The organism is Pseudomonas sp. D4-21, assembly GCF_051132125.1.
GTDB lineage: Bacteria > Pseudomonadota > Gammaproteobacteria > Pseudomonadales > Pseudomonadaceae > Aquipseudomonas.
In genome coordinates this window covers 3,508,135-3,525,699 of record NZ_CP071664.1, presented here as the reverse complement: position 1 = coordinate 3,525,699, position 17,565 = coordinate 3,508,135, and the positions used below count along the sequence as shown (strand labels likewise).

General features: G+C 61.9%; 17 protein-coding genes. 8 read left to right on the top strand and 9 right to left on the bottom strand.

Going from position 1 to position 17,565, the window contains the following annotated elements; genetic code table 11:
* Positions 1 to 53 precede the first annotated feature (53 nt).
* The gene (locus tag J3Q04_RS15670) at positions 54 to 488 is read right to left on the bottom strand and encodes a phage infection protein (RefSeq protein WP_434610734.1); all 435 of its coding nucleotides are present in this window, start codon (positions 486 to 488) and stop codon (positions 54 to 56) included.
* Positions 489 to 681: 193 nt separating this feature from the next.
* On the opposite strand from J3Q04_RS15670, the gene J3Q04_RS15665 reads away from it, so the two are divergent.
* Positions 682 to 1,311 (top strand): glutathione S-transferase family protein, encoded by a 630-nt coding sequence (locus J3Q04_RS15665; protein WP_434563417.1) that lies wholly within the window; start codon positions 682 to 684, stop codon positions 1,309 to 1,311.
* A gap of 1 nt (position 1,312) precedes the next feature.
* On the opposite strand, the gene J3Q04_RS15660 is transcribed toward J3Q04_RS15665, so the two are convergent.
* From J3Q04_RS15660 to J3Q04_RS15640, 5 genes are all read right to left on the bottom strand, one after another.
* Entirely contained in the window at positions 1,313 to 1,849 is a 537-nt protein-coding gene (locus tag J3Q04_RS15660) for a PqiC family protein (RefSeq protein WP_434563419.1), read from the bottom strand.
* A gap of 17 nt (positions 1,850 to 1,866) precedes the next feature.
* Complete coding sequence (locus J3Q04_RS15655; RefSeq protein ID WP_434610737.1) at positions 1,867 to 3,522, bottom strand: intermembrane transport protein PqiB; 1,656 nt, start codon at positions 3,520 to 3,522, stop codon at positions 1,867 to 1,869.
* The gene (locus tag J3Q04_RS15650) at positions 3,503 to 4,174 is read right to left on the bottom strand and encodes a paraquat-inducible protein A (RefSeq protein ID WP_434610740.1); all 672 of its coding nucleotides are present in this window, start codon (positions 4,172 to 4,174) and stop codon (positions 3,503 to 3,505) included. The genes J3Q04_RS15655 and J3Q04_RS15650 overlap by 20 nt, the downstream gene beginning before the upstream one ends.
* Positions 4,159 to 4,755, bottom strand: a complete 597-nt coding sequence (locus tag J3Q04_RS15645) for a paraquat-inducible protein A (protein WP_434610743.1) — start codon at positions 4,753 to 4,755, stop codon at positions 4,159 to 4,161. The genes J3Q04_RS15650 and J3Q04_RS15645 overlap by 16 nt, the downstream gene beginning before the upstream one ends.
* A gap of 69 nt (positions 4,756 to 4,824) precedes the next feature.
* A complete protein-coding gene (locus J3Q04_RS15640; protein ID WP_030138503.1) occupies positions 4,825 to 5,265 on the bottom strand; it encodes a CBS domain-containing protein in 441 nt (146 codons plus the stop codon).
* Positions 5,266 to 5,586: 321 nt separating this feature from the next.
* Between J3Q04_RS15640 and J3Q04_RS15635 the strand changes: the two genes are divergently transcribed.
* On the top strand, positions 5,587 to 7,950 hold the full coding sequence (locus J3Q04_RS15635; RefSeq protein ID WP_434610746.1) for a DNA polymerase II: 2,364 nt from the start codon (positions 5,587 to 5,589) through the stop codon (positions 7,948 to 7,950).
* Between the two features lie 147 nt (positions 7,951 to 8,097).
* Here the strand turns inward: J3Q04_RS15635 and J3Q04_RS15630 are convergent, their stop codons facing one another.
* On the bottom strand, positions 8,098 to 8,919 hold the full coding sequence (locus tag J3Q04_RS15630; protein ID WP_434610749.1) for an aldo/keto reductase: 822 nt from the start codon (positions 8,917 to 8,919) through the stop codon (positions 8,098 to 8,100).
* A gap of 172 nt (positions 8,920 to 9,091) precedes the next feature.
* Positions 9,092 to 10,240, bottom strand: a complete 1,149-nt coding sequence (locus J3Q04_RS15625; protein ID WP_434610751.1) for an aldose epimerase family protein — start codon at positions 10,238 to 10,240, stop codon at positions 9,092 to 9,094.
* A 297-nt stretch (positions 10,241 to 10,537) separates the two neighbouring features.
* Between J3Q04_RS15625 and J3Q04_RS15620 the strand changes: the two genes are divergently transcribed.
* From J3Q04_RS15620 to J3Q04_RS15605, 4 genes are all read left to right on the top strand, one after another.
* Positions 10,538 to 11,287 carry a hypothetical protein gene (locus J3Q04_RS15620; RefSeq protein WP_420764562.1) on the top strand — a complete coding sequence of 250 codons (750 nt, stop codon included), beginning with the start codon at positions 10,538 to 10,540 and terminating at the stop codon, positions 11,285 to 11,287.
* 103 nt (positions 11,288 to 11,390) lie between these two features.
* Complete coding sequence (locus J3Q04_RS15615) at positions 11,391 to 12,176, top strand: sulfite exporter TauE/SafE family protein (protein WP_434563435.1); 786 nt, start codon at positions 11,391 to 11,393, stop codon at positions 12,174 to 12,176.
* Between the two features lie 69 nt (positions 12,177 to 12,245).
* Positions 12,246 to 13,604, top strand: coding sequence for an erythromycin esterase family protein (locus J3Q04_RS15610; protein ID WP_434610755.1), 1,359 nt, complete (start codon positions 12,246 to 12,248; stop codon positions 13,602 to 13,604).
* 136 nt (positions 13,605 to 13,740) lie between these two features.
* A complete protein-coding gene (locus J3Q04_RS15605) occupies positions 13,741 to 14,298 on the top strand; it encodes a DUF4174 domain-containing protein (RefSeq protein ID WP_420764833.1) in 558 nt (185 codons plus the stop codon).
* 61 nt (positions 14,299 to 14,359) lie between these two features.
* Here the strand turns inward: J3Q04_RS15605 and ampC are convergent, their stop codons facing one another.
* Complete coding sequence (gene ampC / locus J3Q04_RS15600; protein ID WP_434610758.1) at positions 14,360 to 15,505, bottom strand: class C beta-lactamase; 1,146 nt, start codon at positions 15,503 to 15,505, stop codon at positions 14,360 to 14,362.
* 227 nt (positions 15,506 to 15,732) lie between these two features.
* On the opposite strand from ampC, the gene J3Q04_RS15595 reads away from it, so the two are divergent.
* A complete protein-coding gene (locus J3Q04_RS15595) occupies positions 15,733 to 16,632 on the top strand; it encodes a Dyp-type peroxidase (protein WP_434610760.1) in 900 nt (299 codons plus the stop codon).
* Between the two features lie 77 nt (positions 16,633 to 16,709).
* Positions 16,710 to 17,456, top strand: a complete 747-nt coding sequence (locus J3Q04_RS15590; RefSeq protein ID WP_434610761.1) for an SDR family oxidoreductase — start codon at positions 16,710 to 16,712, stop codon at positions 17,454 to 17,456.
* Positions 17,457 to 17,565: the final 109 nt, after the last annotated feature.

Here is a 17,565-nt window from a genome sequence, read left to right as displayed (position 1 = left end):
TGACTCGTATTGAACGTCGTTTGGAACCGGGTCAGGCATTGCGTAAAAACCACTCATGCACGGTTCTGAGCCAGACGATCGGAGCCACCTTCGGCGACGCGGCGTTCCAGCAAGCGGTCGGAGCCACCTTCGGCGACGCGGCGTTCCAGCAGACGATCGGAGCCACCTTCGGCGACGCGGCGTTCCAGCAGGCGATCGGAGCCACCTTCGGCGACGCGACGTTCCAGCAGACGATCGGAGCCACCTTCGGCGACGCGGCGTTCCAGCAGACGGTCGGAGCCACCTTCGGCGACGCGACGTTCCAGCAAGCGGTCGGAGCCACCTTCGGCGACGCGGCGTTCCAGCAGGCGGTCGGAACCACCTTCGGCGACGCGGCTTTCGATCAGGCGGTCGGAGCCACCTTCGGCAACGACGGGTTGGGAAGTGGCGGCGAATGCGTTGGCGGCCAGTACCGAGAAGGCGAAGCTGAGGATGATTTGGCGTTTCATGATGGTGTGCTCCGGGGTGTGTTGTTTGTGTGGGGCCATTGTTGCGCCGGGCAGGGAGCATGAGAACTTCATTGACGTGATGGTGAACATCGACGGCGGTGATAGCTCGTTGCAGGTGTGTCAGTCTGATTGATGGAACACTCACGAACCAGGAAGCTCTACCGGCATAATCCCTTTTGCAGGAGGCAGGTGCATGTACCAGTTATTCGGTCACAGCCAGTCCGGCTCGGCAGCTGTCGAGGTCGCCTTGAACCTATGCGGGGTGCCTTATCGACGCGTCGATACCTATTCGACCGAGGACAACGAGGCCGCGAAAGAACTCGAGGCGTTGAATCCTCAGAAGCAGGTCCCGACCCTGCAACTGCCGGACGGCTCGGTGTTGACCGAGGCGGCGGCGATCCTGATTCACTTGGGGTTGTCTTTCCGAGAATCAAAACTGTTGCCGGAGGATCCGGCCCAACGCGCGCAGGTCATACGTGGCCTGGTCTATATCGCCGCCAATTGCTACACGCCCATTGGCATTATCGATTTCCCCCAGCGCTGGCTGCCTGATGCGGACGAACTCACCCAGGAACGTCTGGTGTCGGGCACGAAACAGCGCCTGTATCGCAACTGGGCTCTGTTTGCCGACCAGTTTGCAGCGTCACCCTTTCTCGGCGGCGCCGAGCCTGGCGCGCTGGATATCCTGGCGGCGGTGATCACGAAATGGGTCGAAACCCGGGAAGCGATGCTCAATGCCCGCCCTGAGTTCCATGCCTTGCTGGCGCGTATCGACCACCACCCGCGAGTCGCTCCAGTGCTTTCACTGCATTGGCCCGATTGAATCAGGGGCAGGCGTTGCGCGATGCCGCTTGCCCCACGAGGTCGACCAACTGCCGGACGTTGTTTTGATGCCCCTTCACCAAGTCGTCGATATTGCCCGTGGCCGGCGTTTGCAGGCTGCTGCGACAGGTGAGGGCGTGGGCGTCGCTGCCCAGCGTGCGCAGTCGCCATTGCACGTCCATGCGCGCATACCGACCGGGAATCGAGTCGAAGCGCTGCACGTCGACCCGCAGCAACCGCTTTGGCGCACCGGGGTTGCTCAATTGCTCGTCAAGGCTGCTGCGTAGTTCGTCCGCCAGGCTTGAGCCCCACCATTCGGTTTCGAGGATGGCCAACCCGCTGTCGCCCTGGCGAATCACCATCTGGGTGCGATCCACTTGCGGTGGAACGCTGAGTTGCTCGATCTGGATATCCACGCCCGCATGCACCTGGCCCGCCGGTTGGACCGGGCTCAGGGTGTGATAGTGGATAGGGTCGCTGCGGCAGGCGCCGAGGAGCAGCGCCAGGGCAATCAACGAACATCTCAGCGTCAGCGGCATCGAGCGTGCTCCTGTCATCATTCTTTCACCGGAAAAGTCAGGTTTTGCGCCGGGGCGTCCTTCGGACGGCCGCGAAGCAGCGATTCAGGATGTCGGCTCAGGTAGTCCGACAGCTCGCGCAGCGAACGGGACATGCGGCCCAGGTCATCCAGGGTCTGGGTCAGCTGTTCACGCTGTGGCGAGTCTTCCGCCAACGTGGAATTCGCCGATTGCAGGGTCTTGCTCACGTCCTGCAAGGTGCTTTGCACGCCCGGCAGGGTCTTGTTGTTGAATTGCGAGAGTCCTTTGCGCAGCTCCACCAGATTGCCGTCCAGATTGCTGGCGATGCTCTCCAGCGGCAGCTTGTTGATGCGCTCCACCACCGTTTGCAGTTGTTCCTGCAATTGCTGCAGGCTGCCCGGGATCGTCGGGATCCGCAGGGGGCGGGCGGCGAGGTCGAAGGCGACCTTTTCCGCTTTGGGGTAGAAATCGAGGGAGATATACAACTGCCCGGTCAGCAGGTTGCCGCTGCGAGCCTGGGCGCGCAGGCCCCGCTCGACAAAACTGCCGACCAGCCGAGCCGCGGCGGCTTCGTCTTCCGGGTCGTAATCCAGGGATTTGAGCAACTTCTCATGCGCCTTGCCCAGCAGTTGGGGGTAGATCACGATGCCGACGTTGACGGGGAACGTGCGCTGTTTCTCGTCGAAATCCAGGTTCATGGCCACCACTCGGCCGATCTCGATCCCGAGGAATTCCACCGGGGCCCCGACGCGCAACCCGCGTAAAGCCTGGTCGAAGCGCAAGGCCAGGTACTGTGGCTTGCCACTGGGCGGGGCGAGGGCGCTCTGCTGGTCGGCGAACAGCTCGAAATTCTTGTCTTCGGCGGCAGGCGTGTCGTTTGGGCTGTATTCCGGCGCCCTGAAGGCAATGCCTCCTACCAGCAGGGCGGAAAGGGATTCGGTCTTGACCGCGAAACCGTTGGCGCCGACGTTCACATCGACACCGCTGACGTTCCAGAAGCGGGTGTTCTCGGTGACGTAGGCATCGTTTGGCGCATTGACGAACACTTCGATATTGACCCCCTTGCCTTCGGCGTCCAGGGCATAGGACACCACTTGGCCCACCGGGATCTTGCGCAAGTACACCGGCGAGCCGATGTCCAGCGAACCGAGGTCCTGGGAGTGCAGGGTAAAACGCTTGCCCGGCTCTCCGTAAGTGATGGGGGGCGGGGCCTCCAGGCCGGTGAAGGACTTGGCGCGCACGGTGGAGTGGCCGGCGTCGGCACCGATGAAATCCCCGGACAGCAAGGTATCGATCCCGGAGATACCGCCAGCGCCGATACGCGGCCGGACCACCCAGAACACCGAGTCTTCATGGGTGAACGTGTCCGCGGTCTTGGCGAGCTTGACGGTGGCGGTCACATTCTTCTGGTCGGCGCTCAGTTGCACGTCGGTGACCTGGCCGATGACCACGTTGCGGTATTTGACCGGGGTCTTGTTCGCGGTGAGGCCCTCGCCCGTCTTGAAGGTGATGGTGATGGTCGGGCCTTGCTGCAGCCAGTTATGGACCACCAGGGACACCCCCACCAGCACGGCGATGATGGGCACGATCCATACCAGCGACACCGTCCAGCGTCGGCTGGTGACATGGGCCCGGCCCGGTGCGGGCTGTCCATCAGTGGCTTGCGACTTCATCCATGACCTCCTCGGATGGTTGGGTATCCCAGATCAGCCGTGGATCGAAACTCATGGCCGACAGCATGGTAAACAGCACCACGAGACCGAAGAACAGTATTCCCGGTCGCGGTTCGATGTCGCTCAGGGCCTGGAATTTCACCAGCGCCGCCACCAACGCTACGACCAGCACATCAAGCATCGACCAGTAGCCGATGACCTCCACCAGCCGGTACAGCTTCGCTCGCTGGACCTGGGCCCAGGTGCTGCGCCGCTGCACGGTCACCAGCAGCAGCGTCAGTACGACGAACTTGATGCCCGGTACGGCGATGCTGGCGATGAAGATGATCAAGGCGATGTCCCAGGCGCCACTGTTCCAGAACTCGAGAACGCCGCTGATGATCGTGCTGTCCGCGCCATCGCCGAGCATTTGGGTGTTCATGACCGGCAGCAGGTTCGCCGGGATATAGAACACCAGCGCCGCCAGCATGTAGGCCCAGGTGCGGGTCAGGGTATCGGGTTTGCGCCGGTGCAGGGCGGCATCGCAGCGCGGACACGTCTCGGGCTCGTTGCTCATGTCGCACGCCAGGCCGCAGCTGTGGCAGAGGCACAGGTCCAAGTCGCCGGCCCGGGGCGGGTTGCCTGGCAATGGCCCGTTCACAGGGTGGCCCAAAGGTCGCGGACATCACGGCCGGCAATACGGATCATCAAGAGGCTCAAGGCCGCCAGGGCGAACAGGCCGATGCCGGGCAGTACATCCAGCAGGCCGGCAAGCTTGATCACCGCGACCAACGCACCCAGCAGGCACACCTCCAGCATGCTCCACGGCCGCAGGGTTTCCAGGCTGCGCATGCACAGGCTGAAAGCCGGTGCCCGCCGTTTGGAATAGGCGTAGCCCAGCACCCAGAGCAGGAGCGCCAATTGGAAGGCCGGGGCGATGATGATCGCGACGGCGGCGACCAGGGCGATGAAGGTAATGGGGCCCTGGCTCAGGGCAACGACGGAGTCCCACAGCGTCGCGCTGTTGCTCAAGCCCTGGAGGCGGATGCTCATCACCGGATAAACGTTGGCGAAGACCCAAACCACCGCCGCAGTGATGGTCAAGGCCAAGCGCTGTTCGATGGTCAGGCCGTTGTAGCGCTGGATCACGGCGTGACATTGCACGCACGCAGCTTTTTGATGCGGGGCGAGCTCAACCGGCTCGTACACCGCATCGCAATGTTCACAGATGATCAGTCGTTCGGTAACGGCCATGGGGATGCTCGGCGGGGCAACTCCTTCAATATAGAAGTGAGTCGCAAATGAGCAACCCGCCCGAGCCGATCATTCGCCGCGAATGTATTGCTCCAGTTGTCGGATCAGGTCTGCTTGTTCGGCAATGGCCTCTTTCACCAGGTCGCCGATGGACAACAGGCCGACGAGCTTGCCGTCCTCCACGACGGGCAAATGCCGCAAGTGCTTTTCAGTCATGATGCTCAGGCACGTCTCGACGTTCTGATGGGGATCGATGGTGATCACGGGCGAAACCATGATGTCGCTGACTTTCGTGCCCACCGATGAGCGCCCGTGCAAGACCATTTTGCGCGCATAGTCACGCTCACTGATGATGCCCAGCACCTCGTCGTTCTTCACCACCAGCAAGGCACCGACGTTTTTCTCGGCCATGCGCATCAGGGCCTGCAAAACCATGTCGTCCGGTGAAATGGTGTGCACTTGCTGGTTCTTCTCGTCTTTTATCCGGAGCAACTGCGCGACGGTTTTCATGGGGAGGCCTCGGGTGTCGTTTTTTGCGGGTGGTAAAAGAATCGTAGACCCAACGGCGAAGGGCAAGCGATAAAGCGGCAGTCAGTCGTCCAAAAGCGTCATGGCGGGTGAATTCACTCCTATCTAAAGTCATCCGCCGTTGTGGCGAGGGGATTTAGCGAAGCGTCGCGCCGCCCCGCTGGGCTGCGCAGCAGTCCCAAAAATGTCGACACGACATTCATCTGATGCAAGTTGCTTGAGGGGCTGCTGCGCACCCCAGCGGGGATAAATCCCCTCGCCACAGGTAGAATCAGCGCACATGCAAGTTTTGAGGTTTCAGCGGTGGATCTACAGCAGGGCTTCGTCCTGACCCGGCATTGGCGCGATACCCCGGCGGGCACCGAAGTCGAGTTCTGGCTGGCGACCGATGCCGGCCCCCGGCGCGTGCGCCTGCCGGTGCAGCCTTCGGTGGCGTTCGTGCCGCAAGTGCAGCGCGGCCAGGCCGAAGCGCTGTTGCAAGGGGAGAAGGACATCGAGCTGCGTCCCCTGGACCTGCTGGATTTCGAGCATCGCCCGGTGCTGGGCCTGTATTGTCGACAGCATGGACAACTGATGCGCCTGGACACCACGCTGCGGCGCGCCGGCGTGGACGTGTTCGAAGCTGATATCCGGCCACCGGAGCGCTACCTGATGGAGCGCTTCATCACCGCCCCGGTGTGGTTCGGTGGCACGCCATCGGCCGACGGCGTGCTGCTCGACGCCCAGATGAAACCGGCTCCCGAGTACCGCCCACCGCTGCGGCTGGTGTCCCTGGACATCGAAACCACCGCCCAGGGCGATTTGTACTCCATCGCCCTGGAAGGCTGCGGCGAGCGACAGGTCTATATGCTCGGTCCACCGAACGGCGATGATCGCGACGTTGATTTCCAACTCGAATATTGCGAATCCCGAACGCTGCTGCTCAAGAAGCTCAATGAGTGGTTTGCCCGCTTCGACCCCGACGCGATCATCGGCTGGAACCTGGTGCAGTTCGATTTGCGCGTGCTGCATGAGCATGCTCGTCGGTTGGCCGTACCGCTGCGCCTGGGGCGTGGCGGTGAGGAAATGCAGTGGCGCGAGCATGGCGCGCGCAACAATCATTTCTTCGCCTCGGCGGTGGGCCGGTTGATCATCGACGGGATCGAGTCCTTGCGTTCGGCGACCTGGAGTTTCCCGTCGTTCAGCCTGGAGAACGTCGCGCAGACCCTGCTGGGCGAAGGCAAGTCCATCGACAACCCGTACCAGCGCATGGACGAGATCAACCGCATGTTCGCCGAGGACAAGCCGGCCCTGGCCCGCTACAACCTCAAGGACTGCGAGCTGGTGACGCGCATTTTCGCCAAGACCGATCTGCTCGAGTTCCTGCTGGAGCGCGCCAGCGTCACCGGCCTGCCGGCCGATCGCAGCGGTGGTTCGGTGGCGGCGTTCACGCACCTTTACATGCCGCTGATGCACCGCCAGGGCTTCGTTGCGCCGAACCTCGGCCAGCGTCCGCCCGAGGCCAGCCCTGGCGGGTTCGTCATGGATTCCCAGCCGGGGCTCTACGAATCGGTGCTGGTGCTCGACTACAAGAGCCTGTACCCGTCGATCATCCGCACCTTTCTGATAGACCCGGTGGGCCTGATCGAGGGGCTGCGCCATCCGGGCGAGCACGAGTCTGTCCCAGGCTTTCGCGGGGCGCGGTTCTCCCGTACCCGACACTGCCTGCCGTCCATCGTGGCGCGGGTCGCTGAAGGCAGGGAGACCGCCAAGCGCGAACATAACGCGCCCTTGTCCCAGGCGCTGAAGATCATCATGAACGCGTTTTATGGAGTGCTCGGCTCCAGTGGCTGTCGCTTCTTCGACCCGCGCCTGGCGTCGTCCATCACCCTGCGCGGTCATCAGATCATGCAACGCACCCGGCAGTTGATCGAAGCCCGGGGGCATGTGGTGATCTATGGGGACACCGATTCAACCTTCGTCTGGCTGCGCCGGTCCCATGGCCAGGAAGAAGCCGCGGCGATTGGCCGGGAACTGGTGGCTTACGTCAACGGGTGGTGGCGCGGACACGTGCGTGACGAGTTCGGCCTGGAGAGCGCGCTGGAGCTGCAATTCGAAACCCATTTCAAGCGTTTCCTCATGCCGACCATCCGCGGCGCGGAGGAGGGCAGCAAGAAGCGCTACGCCGGCTTGGTGACCCGCGCCGACGGCAGCGATGAAATCATCTACAAGGGCCTGGAAACCGTGCGCACCGATTGGTCGCCCCTGGCCCGGCAGTTCCAGCAGGAGCTTTACGGGCGGATCTTCCATCGCCAGCCGTATCAGGATTATGTGCGCGACTACGTGCGCCAGACGCTGGCCGGTACATTCGATGAGCGTCTGGTCTACCGCAAGCGCCTGCGCCGCCCCCTGGATGACTACGAACGCAACGTGCCGCCCCACGTACGGGCCGCTCGGCTCGCCGACGAGTTCAACGAACGCCAGGGTCGGCCTCGGCAGTATCAGAACGGCGGTTGGATCAGCTACGTTATCACCGTGGCCGGCCCCGAGCCGCTGGAAACCCGCAGCGCGCCGATAGATTACGACCATTACGTGACTAAGCAACTACAGCCGGTGGCGGATGCAATCCTGCCGTTTGTGGACGATGATTTTTCGACTTTGGTCGGGGGGCAGATGGGGTTGTTCTGATGCCGCTGAGTGATGGGTTGGAGGGCAATGCTCTTGTGGCGAGGGAGCTTGCTCGCGCTCGGTTGCGCAGCAGCCGCCTAAAGCGAGGGCCGCTTCGCACCCCAGCGGGAGCAAGCTCCCTCGCCACAGAACCTTCGATTCCCCAAGCTAAACCATCGCCAACCGCTGCTTGCCCTGGGGCTTGGGAAACACCAGGTCCAGTGCCGCCAGATCCTGGGACTCAAGTTGCAGATTCGCCGCTTCGGCATTCAGGCGCACATGTTCAGGCTGCACGGCCTTGGGAATGGCGATCACATTGTCCTGGCGCAACAGCCAGGCCAGGGCAATCTGCGCCGGTGTCGCGCGGTGGCGCTCGGCGATTTGTTGCATGGTGTGATCCCTGAGCAGCTGCCCACCCTGGCCGACCGGGCAGTAGGCCATGATCGACATGCGCCGTTGCTGGCTCCAGGGCAGCAGGTCGTATTCGATGCCGCGCTCCTGCAGGTTGTACAGCACCTGGTTGGTGGCGCAGTCGGGCGCGTTCAGTTCTTCCATGTCGTCCACGTCGAAATTCGACACGCCCCAGCGCCCGATCTTGCCTTCTTCGCGAAGTCGTTCAAACGCTTCGACGGTTTCTTCCAGCGGGTATTGGCCACGCCAGTGCAGCAGATAAAGGTCGATGTAATCGGTGTCGAGCCGCCGCAGGCTGCGCTCGCAGGCCAGCGGAATGCCTTTGCGGCTGGCGTTGTGGGGGTAGACTTTGCTCACCAGAAACACTTGGTCACGCAGCCCGGTGATCGCTTCGCCAACGACTTTTTCGGCGCCGCCCTCGGCATACATTTCGGCGGTGTCGATCAGGGTCATGCCCATTTCAATGCCCAAGCGCAGGGCAGCCACTTCTTTTTTGTGATGGGACGGTTCTTCACCCAGGCGCCAAGTGCCCTGGCCGATTACCGGCACGGACACGCCGGCCAACTCCAGAGTTCTCATTCGCATCTCCTGTCGTGCGGGTCGATTAAGCTGTGGCAGCAGAATAGACCAGGCGTTCAGGTTTGATTCGCGCCGCAATGCAGCGGGATGCTCTAGGGCCGAAATGCATGACGCAAAGCGCCACGGGAGGCGTCCCCACGCGCAACGTGGGAACGCTCGGTTGGCAGGAGGGTTATTCCGCCGAGAACTTCAGCACCATGGCCTGGGTGTAGGTCTGGCCCGGATCCAGCCGCGTGGTCGGGAAGTCCGGCTGGTTCGGCGAGTCGGGGAAGTGCTGGGTCTCCAGGGTAAACGCGCCCCAGTGCGGATAGACCTTGCCTTGCTTGCCCTTGACCGTGCCATCGAGGAAGTTGCTGGTGTAGAACTGCACACCGGGTTCGGTGGTAAAGAGCTGCAGCCGTCGCCCGGACTTCGGATCCTGGACGTCGGCGGCGAGTTTGTTTACGTCACCCTTGGCGTCGAGCACCCAGTTGAAGTCAAACCCACCCTGTTTTGGCTCGGCGAACTTCAACTGCGGATGATCGGCTTTGATATGGGTGCCGATGGCGGTTGGCTTGGTAAAGTCCATCGGCGTGCCGGCCACTGGCGCCAGCTCGCCGGTGGGAATCAGCTTGGCGGTCACCGGTGTGTAGCGGGACGCGTGCAAGGTCGCGACTTGCTTGAGGATGTCGCCATTGCCTGCACCCGCCAGGTTGAAATAACTGTGGTTGGTCAGGTTCAGTACGGTCGGTTTGTCAGTGGTGGCCTTGTAGTCGATGCGCAGTTCGTTCTTGTCGTTGAGGCTGTAGGTGACGTCAGTCTTCAGATTGCCGGGAAACCCCATCTCGCCGTCCTTCGACAGGTAAGTCAGGGTCACGCCGACCGAGTCCTTGTCGTTGCTCGGCTCGGCTTTCCAGACACGCTTGTCGAACCCTTGCGGCCCGCCGTGCAGCGAATTGTCCTTGTCGTTCTGCGGCACCTGGTAGCGCTTGCCATCCAACTCGAACGCGCCGCCAGCCAGGCGATTGCCGAAGCGGCCGATGGTCGCGCCGAAATATACATTGCCATTCTTCTGGTAGCCCTGGACATCGTCGAAGCCGAGCACGATGTCGTCGGTCATGCCGTTTTTGTCCGGCACGATCAGCGACTGGAGAATCCCGCCATAGGTGATGACGGTAGCCTCCATGCCGTTGCTGTTGCGCAACACATATTTTTCAACCGCCGTGCCGTCGTCGGTCTTACCGAAAGCAACGCGTTCGTTGGTCAGGCCGGCGGCCTGTGAAGAGGTGGCAATCATCAGAGAAACTCCGAGGGCCGAGAGCAGGTGTCTGGATTCAAGCATGAGTGTGACCTTCCTTCCTGTTGTTTTTTTGTTGTTTTAACGCGGGTCGAGTCCGTTAATTGGTCGGACAGCGATGAAGGTTTTTCTGTTCAGTAGTCTTTCTATTTGCGGGTGGAGAAGGGATTTATAGCTATAAATTGAGATTTATCAATTAAAAAGTAAGACTAATTGATCGAGGCGAATCGTGACCAGACGTCAACTCTCGGGTAAGGCACTGCACTTTTAGGGTTTTTTCCGCTCTATCCATGGCCAGGAAGCGGCGAGCCCCACCGCTTCCCCATGTCCAGACGAGATTCGATGGCCGGTGTTTTACTTTCCGTGATGGTGTCGCCACGTCGCAGCAACCTGCTGTTGGTGGGCCTGTTGCTGTTGCTCAGCGGCGGCTGCACCCACCAGCAAGGCCAGGACATGGTTACGCAGTTCAGCAACGCCAAGCCCCAGGAATTCTTGCAGACCAGCGTGGACCGGATGGCCACGCTCTCGATGCACGACAACTTGCAGAGCCTTTACCTGCTGATGCACAAACTTTACCTGCGCAACCCGGAAGAATTGCGCAAGTCGGGCTTTCTCGACGTCCGCGTCGCCGTCAAGCAAGTGCGCCAAGCCATCGAGCAACAGCAGCCCTTGCCGACCTTGGGCAATAAAAAGGACCTGGCGGCCCTGAGCTATGCCATGAGCCCCGAGTTCCTTGGTGATAGGGTCGGTGCGTTCATCTACGCCATTGGCAGCATGCTGGTCACGGCCCACGGCAATCGCCTGGAGTTCTACATGACCGACACCATCGATCCGCGCTTCGTCAGCAACGCTGCGCGCAACATCGAAAAGGCAACCTGGTTGCTGGGCCAGCGGCAGAACAAGGACGGCTCGCCGATGCTGTTTTCCAACGAAATCTCGGAGGAGGGCAGCAACCTGAGCTTTGCCGTCGAGTTCGGGAAAATCGTTGCACGCCTGGACCTGCTGACGCAGATGCTCGACGAGCGCTACCGGCGGATAGGGCTCAACTATGCACAGAGCCTGCTGTTCCTGAATTTCCTGCCCGTCCAGTGATCAAAAATGGAATAAAGATAGATCACATCGATATAGGGGGTTATAAGAAAAATCGCTATGCTCGCGGCCAGATTTTTCACGCGGTCGCGCTGAGACGGGTTTGATGGATTTCGGTAATTTCGGTTTAGTCGTAGCGGGCCTGGTGGTCGGTTTCATCGTCGGGATGACCGGCGTGGGTGGCGGATCGCTGATGACCCCCATTCTGCTGTGGTTCGGCATCAACCCCGCGACGGCGGTGGGTACGGACCTGCTGTACGCGGCCATTACCAAATCCGGCGGCGTGCTGGTTCACGCCAAGAACCGCAATATCGACTGGTCCATCACCGGTTGGCTGACCTTGGGCAGCGTGCCGGCGGTCGGGCTGACCCTGTGGTTCCTCAGCAGCCTGAACAGCTCGCCAGACGCGATGAACGCAGTCATCAAGCAAGCACTGGGTTTTGTGTTGTTCGCCACTGCCCTGGCGATCCTGTTCAAGAAACGCCTGCTCCAATTCGCCCACGATCGCGCCGGCGGCCACTACAACCCCAGCGGCTCACGGCTCAACGTACTCACTGTGATTACCGGCTTGGTGCTGGGCACGATGGTCGCGTTGACCTCCATCGGCGCCGGCGCCCTGGGCACTGTCGCGCTGTTCATCCTCTATCCGTTCCTGGTCACCAGGCGCCTGGTGGGGACCGAGATCGCCCACGCCGTGCCGCTGACCCTGGTGGCCGGCCTGGGCCACGCAAGCATGGGCAACATGGACTGGCACATCCTCGGCTTCTTGCTGATCGGTTCACTGCCGGGCATTTACCTGGGCAGCCATTTGTCGGGACGTATTTCCGATGAACTCCTGCGCCCTTGCCTGGCGGTGATGTTGGCGATGATCGGCTTCAAACTGGCGTTCTGATTTGCTCGGAGTCATGGGCCGATAGGCATAGTCATACCTGTAAACCAGGTACTGATGAGGCCACGATCCATGAACAGCCCAGCCAGAGATCTGCTGCAACGCCTGCGCCGTCGTCGCGTCGAACCTCGCTCCGACATCGCCGACATTCTGCGTCATCACGCCGAACCGCTGCCCGCCGAGGACAGCCCGGCGTTTGGCGAGATGTTCGATCGCTTTGCCGACGCGAAGGTCTTGCTGATCGGCGAAGCCAGCCACGGCACCCATGACTTCTACCGCACCCGCGCGGCCATCACCCGGCACATGATCGAGCATCACGGCTTCGGGATCGTCGCCGTCGAAGCCGACTGGCCCGACGCCGGGCAAATCGACCGCTGCGTGCGTGACCTCGGACCCTCGGCCTGGAAACAGCAGGCTTTCGCCCGGTTTCCAAGCTGGATGTGGCGCAACACCGACGTACAGTCCTTCGTCCGCTGGTTGCGCGATTACAACCTGGAGCAGCCGGGCGATCGGCGCGTGGAGTTTCGCGGCCTCGACGTCTACAGCTTGCGGCACTCGATCGACGAAGTGCTCAACTACCTCGATAAGGCACACCCCCACCTGGCCCGCGGCGCCCGGCATCGTTATGGTTGCCTGACGCCTTGGCACGACGACCCGGCGCTTTACGGTCATTTCACCGAACGCGGCAACCTGGCGACCTGCGAGGACGCGGTGGTCGAGCAGCTCAACACGCTGCTCGCCGAGCGCCTCGATCCCCTGATCGAGGATGACGAGAGTTTCTTCAGCGCCATCCAGAACGCCCGGGTCGTGCGCGCCGCCGAACAGTACTACCGGGCCATGTATCGCGGCGGAAAATCGTCCTGGAACCTGCGGGACCGGCACATGTTCGACACCCTGCAGAGCCTGATGGAACATCGTGGCCCCGATGCGAAAGCGGTGGTCTGGGCGCACAACTCCCACATCGGCAATGCCGCCGCGACCCGCATGGGTTGGGAAGGTGAATTCAATATCGGCCAGTTATGCCGCATGGCTTACGGCCGCGACGCGGTGCTGCTGGGCATGGGCACCAATCGTGGCAGCGTGGCGGCGGCCGACGATTGGGACTCACCGATGAAAATCAAGCAGGTGCTGCCCGCGCTGGCCGGCAGTTGGGAGCGGGAATTCCTGAATACGGGTGTTCGCGCATCGCTCACGGACTGGCGGACTAATCCTGACGAGGCACTGCTGGACGCATTGTCCGAGCCCCTGCTCGAACGCGCTATCGGCGTGATCTACCGCCCTGAAACCGAACGCCAGAGCCATTACTTCGAAGCCGTATTGGCCGAGCAGTTCGATGCCTGGCTCTGGTTCGAGCAGACCGAAGCGGTCACGCCATTGCCAACACCTCACACGCTTGAGCACGAGGAAGACACCTTCCCATTCGGCCTTTGAGCGCCTCGTGACGCGGTTGCGCTATGGGGCCGGTGGCCTAAGCTTCAAGGCAGGCAGCTGCGGTAACGGGCGACTCTCGCGGAACAATCGCCGCCATGTGCAATCAGTACAGCGTAAATATCAAAAGGAGAGGCGCATGCTTATTCGGTCGTTGACCTTCGCTACCTTGCTGGCCTTTGCTGGCCCCTTGTTCGCCGCTGATGGCGACTCGCCCCTGGTGGCGGAGGTGGGCAAGACCCGCCCCTTGATCATTATCGCGCCCAGCTCCGTCGACCCTGCATGGTCCACGTTGAAAGCAGAGCTCGAAAAGCCAGAGGGCAAGCAGGGATTCTCCGAACGCAACATGATGCTCTACACCGTTTTCAACACCATCGGGAAACGTGATGGCAAGGATTTGGACCCGCAAAGCACCATGGCACTGATCCGTTCTCTCAAGCTGGGAGCCGGTGCGCTGCCCAAGATCATCCTGGTGGGCAAGGATGGGGAAAAGAAGCTTGAGCATTCCGGCGCGATCACATTGAGCGAGCTGTTCGATGCTGTCGACAAATTGCCTGCGGCTGAAAAGGAAGCCGTGGCGCCAACCCCGCTACCCGAGCCAGAACCCGCGCCGGCCAAGGACGCGAAAGGCGCCAAGCCGGGCAAGGCGGCCAAGCCCACCAAGCCCGCGGCCGCGCCGAAGGCGCTGGAGGATTGACCCTCTATAACGCCGAATTTACGTGGCGAGGGAGCAAGCCCCCTCGCCACAAAAGCAGACTTCATTGTCGTTCCAATGCCGCCAGGATTTTGTGCGCGGCCTTTATCCGTTCTTCGATCGGGTAGTTCTTGTTCGCCAACATCACGATCCCCAAATCCTTTCCAGACACGAGCGCCGCGTATGCGCCAAAGCCGTTGGTAGAGCCTGTCTTATTGATCCAGCTGCCGTCCGGCGCCAGGCGGGGCGGGTTGAGCGGTTCGACTTTCTGTGGGGTCAGGGCCATCTGCGGGGTATTGCCGGCGAGCAGGTCATCCACGGTGAACGGGGCAGGGTAGAACTCCCAGCCCAAGCCCTGGGTCATCCCGCCGACCCGATAGAAACCCATGTGGGTCGTGGCGATGGCTTGCTTCAAGGCTTCGTCCAGCTTTTGCGGTCGCAGGTTGGCCTCGACGAAACGAATGAGGTCCGCTGAGCTGGTCTTCACCCCATACGCCTCGGAATCCAAGGCGCCAGGTCCGACCCGCACGGGCTTGCCATCCTTTGCATAGCCCTGGGCGTATCGGCCCGATTGGTCTTGCGGCACCCGTACATAACTGTGTTTGAGGCCCAGCCCCGGCATCAGCGTTTGTTCCATCACGTCATCGAATGACCGACCCAGGGCGCGGGCCGCCAGATGGCCAAACAGGCCGATGCTCGGGTTCGAGTAGAGCCGTTGGGTGCCGGTCGGGTAGAGCGGTTTCCAGGACTTGTAATAGCTGAACATCCTGTCGGCATGGTCTGCATCGTCGGGAAACTGCAAAGGCAGCCCGCCCGCCGTGTAGGTAGCGAGATCAAGCAGGCGGGTGTTTGCCAGCGCTGCTCCGTTCAGCTGCGGGGCATAGCGACCGGCGGGATCCGACAATTGCAACTTGCCTTGGGCCTGGGCATAGGCGCCGAGCGTGGCGGTGAAGGTCTTGCTGATCGAGCCGACTTCGAACAGGGTCTGGTCGGTGACGGGCTTTCTCGTGTCCTTGGAGGCAACGCCATAATTGAAGAACTGGCGCTGGCCGTTGTGGGTGATCGCCACCGCCATCCCCGCGATGTCCTGCTGTTTCATCAGGGGCTGGATAACGGCATCGACAGTTTCTTCAAGGCGTTCCTGGGCGACGCCGGTAAAAGAAAGGATCAGGAAAAAGCTCCCGGCGAGTATCGATTTGGCAATGTGCATGATGGACCGCTCTCGTTGGCCTTCCTTGAGGGACGGTCAATCTAGGGCGTTTTTTGCTGCCCGGCAATCCGCAGCAACGGATGCAGGCTGGGTTCCGAGCTGTCTGACAGGGACGTGGGAGCGTTCCCACAAAACGGTCCCGTCGGCCGAAGGGTCCTGTCCTCAAGCGAAACGACACAAAGCGGCGGCCGCCGGGTAAACTCGCGACTCTTTCCGAAGGAGTTCCCATGAGTTACTACCAGCCCGGCATTCTCGCCACCCCTGTTCCGCCTCAGGCCCGTCATCTGTTTTTTGCCCTGGAATCGGTCGAGGCACTGCCGGCTGCGATCGATAAATTGTTGCTGCAATTGGATGGCCGCGCGGTTGTCGGGTTTGGCGAGTCGTTGGTGCAAGCGTTGGGCGCCGAGGTCAAGGGGCTGCGGGCATTTCCTGCCCTGGCCGGTGTCGGCGTCGATAATCCCTCGACCCAGCACGCGCTGTGGTGCTGGTTGCATGGCGAGGATCGCGGCGAGCTGCTGCACCGCAGCCGCGCCATCGAAGCGGCCCTGGCGCCGGCCCTGCGCCTGGTGCAAATGAACGAAACCTTCCGCCATATGACCGGCCACGACCTGACCGGCTACGAAGACGGCACCGAGAACCCCCACGATGACGCGGCCGTCGCCGCTGCCCTGGCCCAGGGCGCCGACGGACTGCGCGGTGGCAGCTTCGCCGCGATCCAGCAGTGGCAGCACGATCTGGACGGGTTCGCGGCGATGCAGCCCCACGAACGCGACAACATCATGGGCCGTCGCTTGAGCGACAACGAGGAAATCGAAGAGGCGCCGGAGTCGGCCCACGTCAAGCGCACGGCCCAGGAAAGCTTTGCACCGGAGGCTTTCGTCGTGCGCCGTTCCATGCCGTGGATCGAAGGCGATCGCGCTGGGCTGATGTTCCTGGCGTTCGGTTTCTCCCTGGATGCCTTCGAAGCGCAACTGCGCCGCATGAGCGGCCTCGAAGACGGCATTACCGATGGTTTGTACCGCATGAGCCGGCCGATCACTGGCGGGTATTACTGGTGCCCGCCGCTGCTGGACGGGCGCCTGGACCTGCGCGCACTGGCTCGCCAGTCGGTGTCATCGCCCCGGTAAACCGGCCGCGTTGTGCAAATCGTCGGGTCAACGCTATTCTTGGGCCCGACGTGTTTGCGTGGAACGGGAGAGCAAGCGTGGATAAAGTCATCGTCATCACTGGTGGCGGGCGCGGGATCGGAGCGGCCACGGCGCTGCTGGCGGCGGATCAGGGCTATCACATCTGCATCAACTACCAGTCCGATGAAAACGCCGCTCAGGACATCCTCGAACAGGTCCGGGCCAAGGGCGCGCAGGCCATTGCGGTGCGGGCCGACGTGAGCATCGAAGATGAGGTGGTCGGCCTGTTCAACCGCGTCGACGCCGAATTGGGCCGTGTCACCGCCCTGGTGAACAACGCCGGTACGGTCGCCCACAAATCCCGGCTCGATGAAATGTCCGAGTTCCGCATTCTCAAAATCTTGAAGACCAATGTGCTGGGGCCGATCCTGTGTGCCAAGCATGCGGTGCTGCGCATGTCGCCCCGCCATGGCGGGCAGGGCGGTAGCATCGTCAACGTCTCGTCGGTTGCCGCCCGCTTGGGCGCGCCGGGGGAATACGTCGACTACGCGGCCTCCAAGGGCGCACTGGATACCTTCACCGTAGGCCTGTCCAAGGAAGTGGCCGGCGAAGGCATTCGCGTCAACGCCGTTCGCCCGGGTTATATCTACACCGATTTCCACGCCCTCAGTGGTGATCCTGAGCGGGTCAGCAAGCTGGAATCGGCGATTCCCATGGCGCGAGGCGGGCGTCCGGATGAGGTGGCGGAGGCGATTATCTGGTTGCTGTCGGACAAGGCTTCGTATGCGACGGGGACGTTTGTTGACCTTGGTGGTGGGCGCTGAGAACTGGGCGGTCTGCCCTGGCCTCATCGCGAGCAAGCTCGCTCCCACAGGGGATTGCGTTCCAAATGTGGGAGCGAGCTTGCTCGCGATGGCGGTAGTGCTGGCAAAC

Coding starts and splice junctions, on each gene's coding strand:
- J3Q04_RS15670 (WP_434610734.1), bottom strand. CDS start 488: ATGAAACGCCAAATCATCCTCAGCTTCGCCTTCTCGGTACTGGCCGCC.
- J3Q04_RS15665 (WP_434563417.1), top strand. CDS start 682: ATGTACCAGTTATTCGGTCACAGCCAGTCCGGCTCGGCAGCTGTCGAG.
- J3Q04_RS15660 (WP_434563419.1), bottom strand. CDS start 1,849: ATGCCGCTGACGCTGAGATGTTCGTTGATTGCCCTGGCGCTGCTCCTC.
- J3Q04_RS15655 (WP_434610737.1), bottom strand. CDS start 3,522: ATGAAGTCGCAAGCCACTGATGGACAGCCCGCACCGGGCCGGGCCCAT.
- J3Q04_RS15645 (WP_434610743.1), bottom strand. CDS start 4,755: ATGGCCGTTACCGAACGACTGATCATCTGTGAACATTGCGATGCGGTG.
- J3Q04_RS15640 (WP_030138503.1), bottom strand. CDS start 5,265: ATGAAAACCGTCGCGCAGTTGCTCCGGATAAAAGACGAGAAGAACCAG.
- J3Q04_RS15630 (WP_434610749.1), bottom strand. CDS start 8,919: ATGAGAACTCTGGAGTTGGCCGGCGTGTCCGTGCCGGTAATCGGCCAG.
- J3Q04_RS15625 (WP_434610751.1), bottom strand. CDS start 10,240: ATGCTTGAATCCAGACACCTGCTCTCGGCCCTCGGAGTTTCTCTGATG.
- J3Q04_RS15620 (WP_420764562.1), top strand. CDS start 10,538: ATGGCCGGTGTTTTACTTTCCGTGATGGTGTCGCCACGTCGCAGCAAC.
- J3Q04_RS15615 (WP_434563435.1), top strand. CDS start 11,391: ATGGATTTCGGTAATTTCGGTTTAGTCGTAGCGGGCCTGGTGGTCGGT.
- J3Q04_RS15610 (WP_434610755.1), top strand. CDS start 12,246: ATGAACAGCCCAGCCAGAGATCTGCTGCAACGCCTGCGCCGTCGTCGC.
- J3Q04_RS15605 (WP_420764833.1), top strand. CDS start 13,741: ATGCTTATTCGGTCGTTGACCTTCGCTACCTTGCTGGCCTTTGCTGGC.
- ampC (WP_434610758.1), bottom strand. CDS start 15,505: ATGCACATTGCCAAATCGATACTCGCCGGGAGCTTTTTCCTGATCCTT.
- J3Q04_RS15595 (WP_434610760.1), top strand. CDS start 15,733: ATGAGTTACTACCAGCCCGGCATTCTCGCCACCCCTGTTCCGCCTCAG.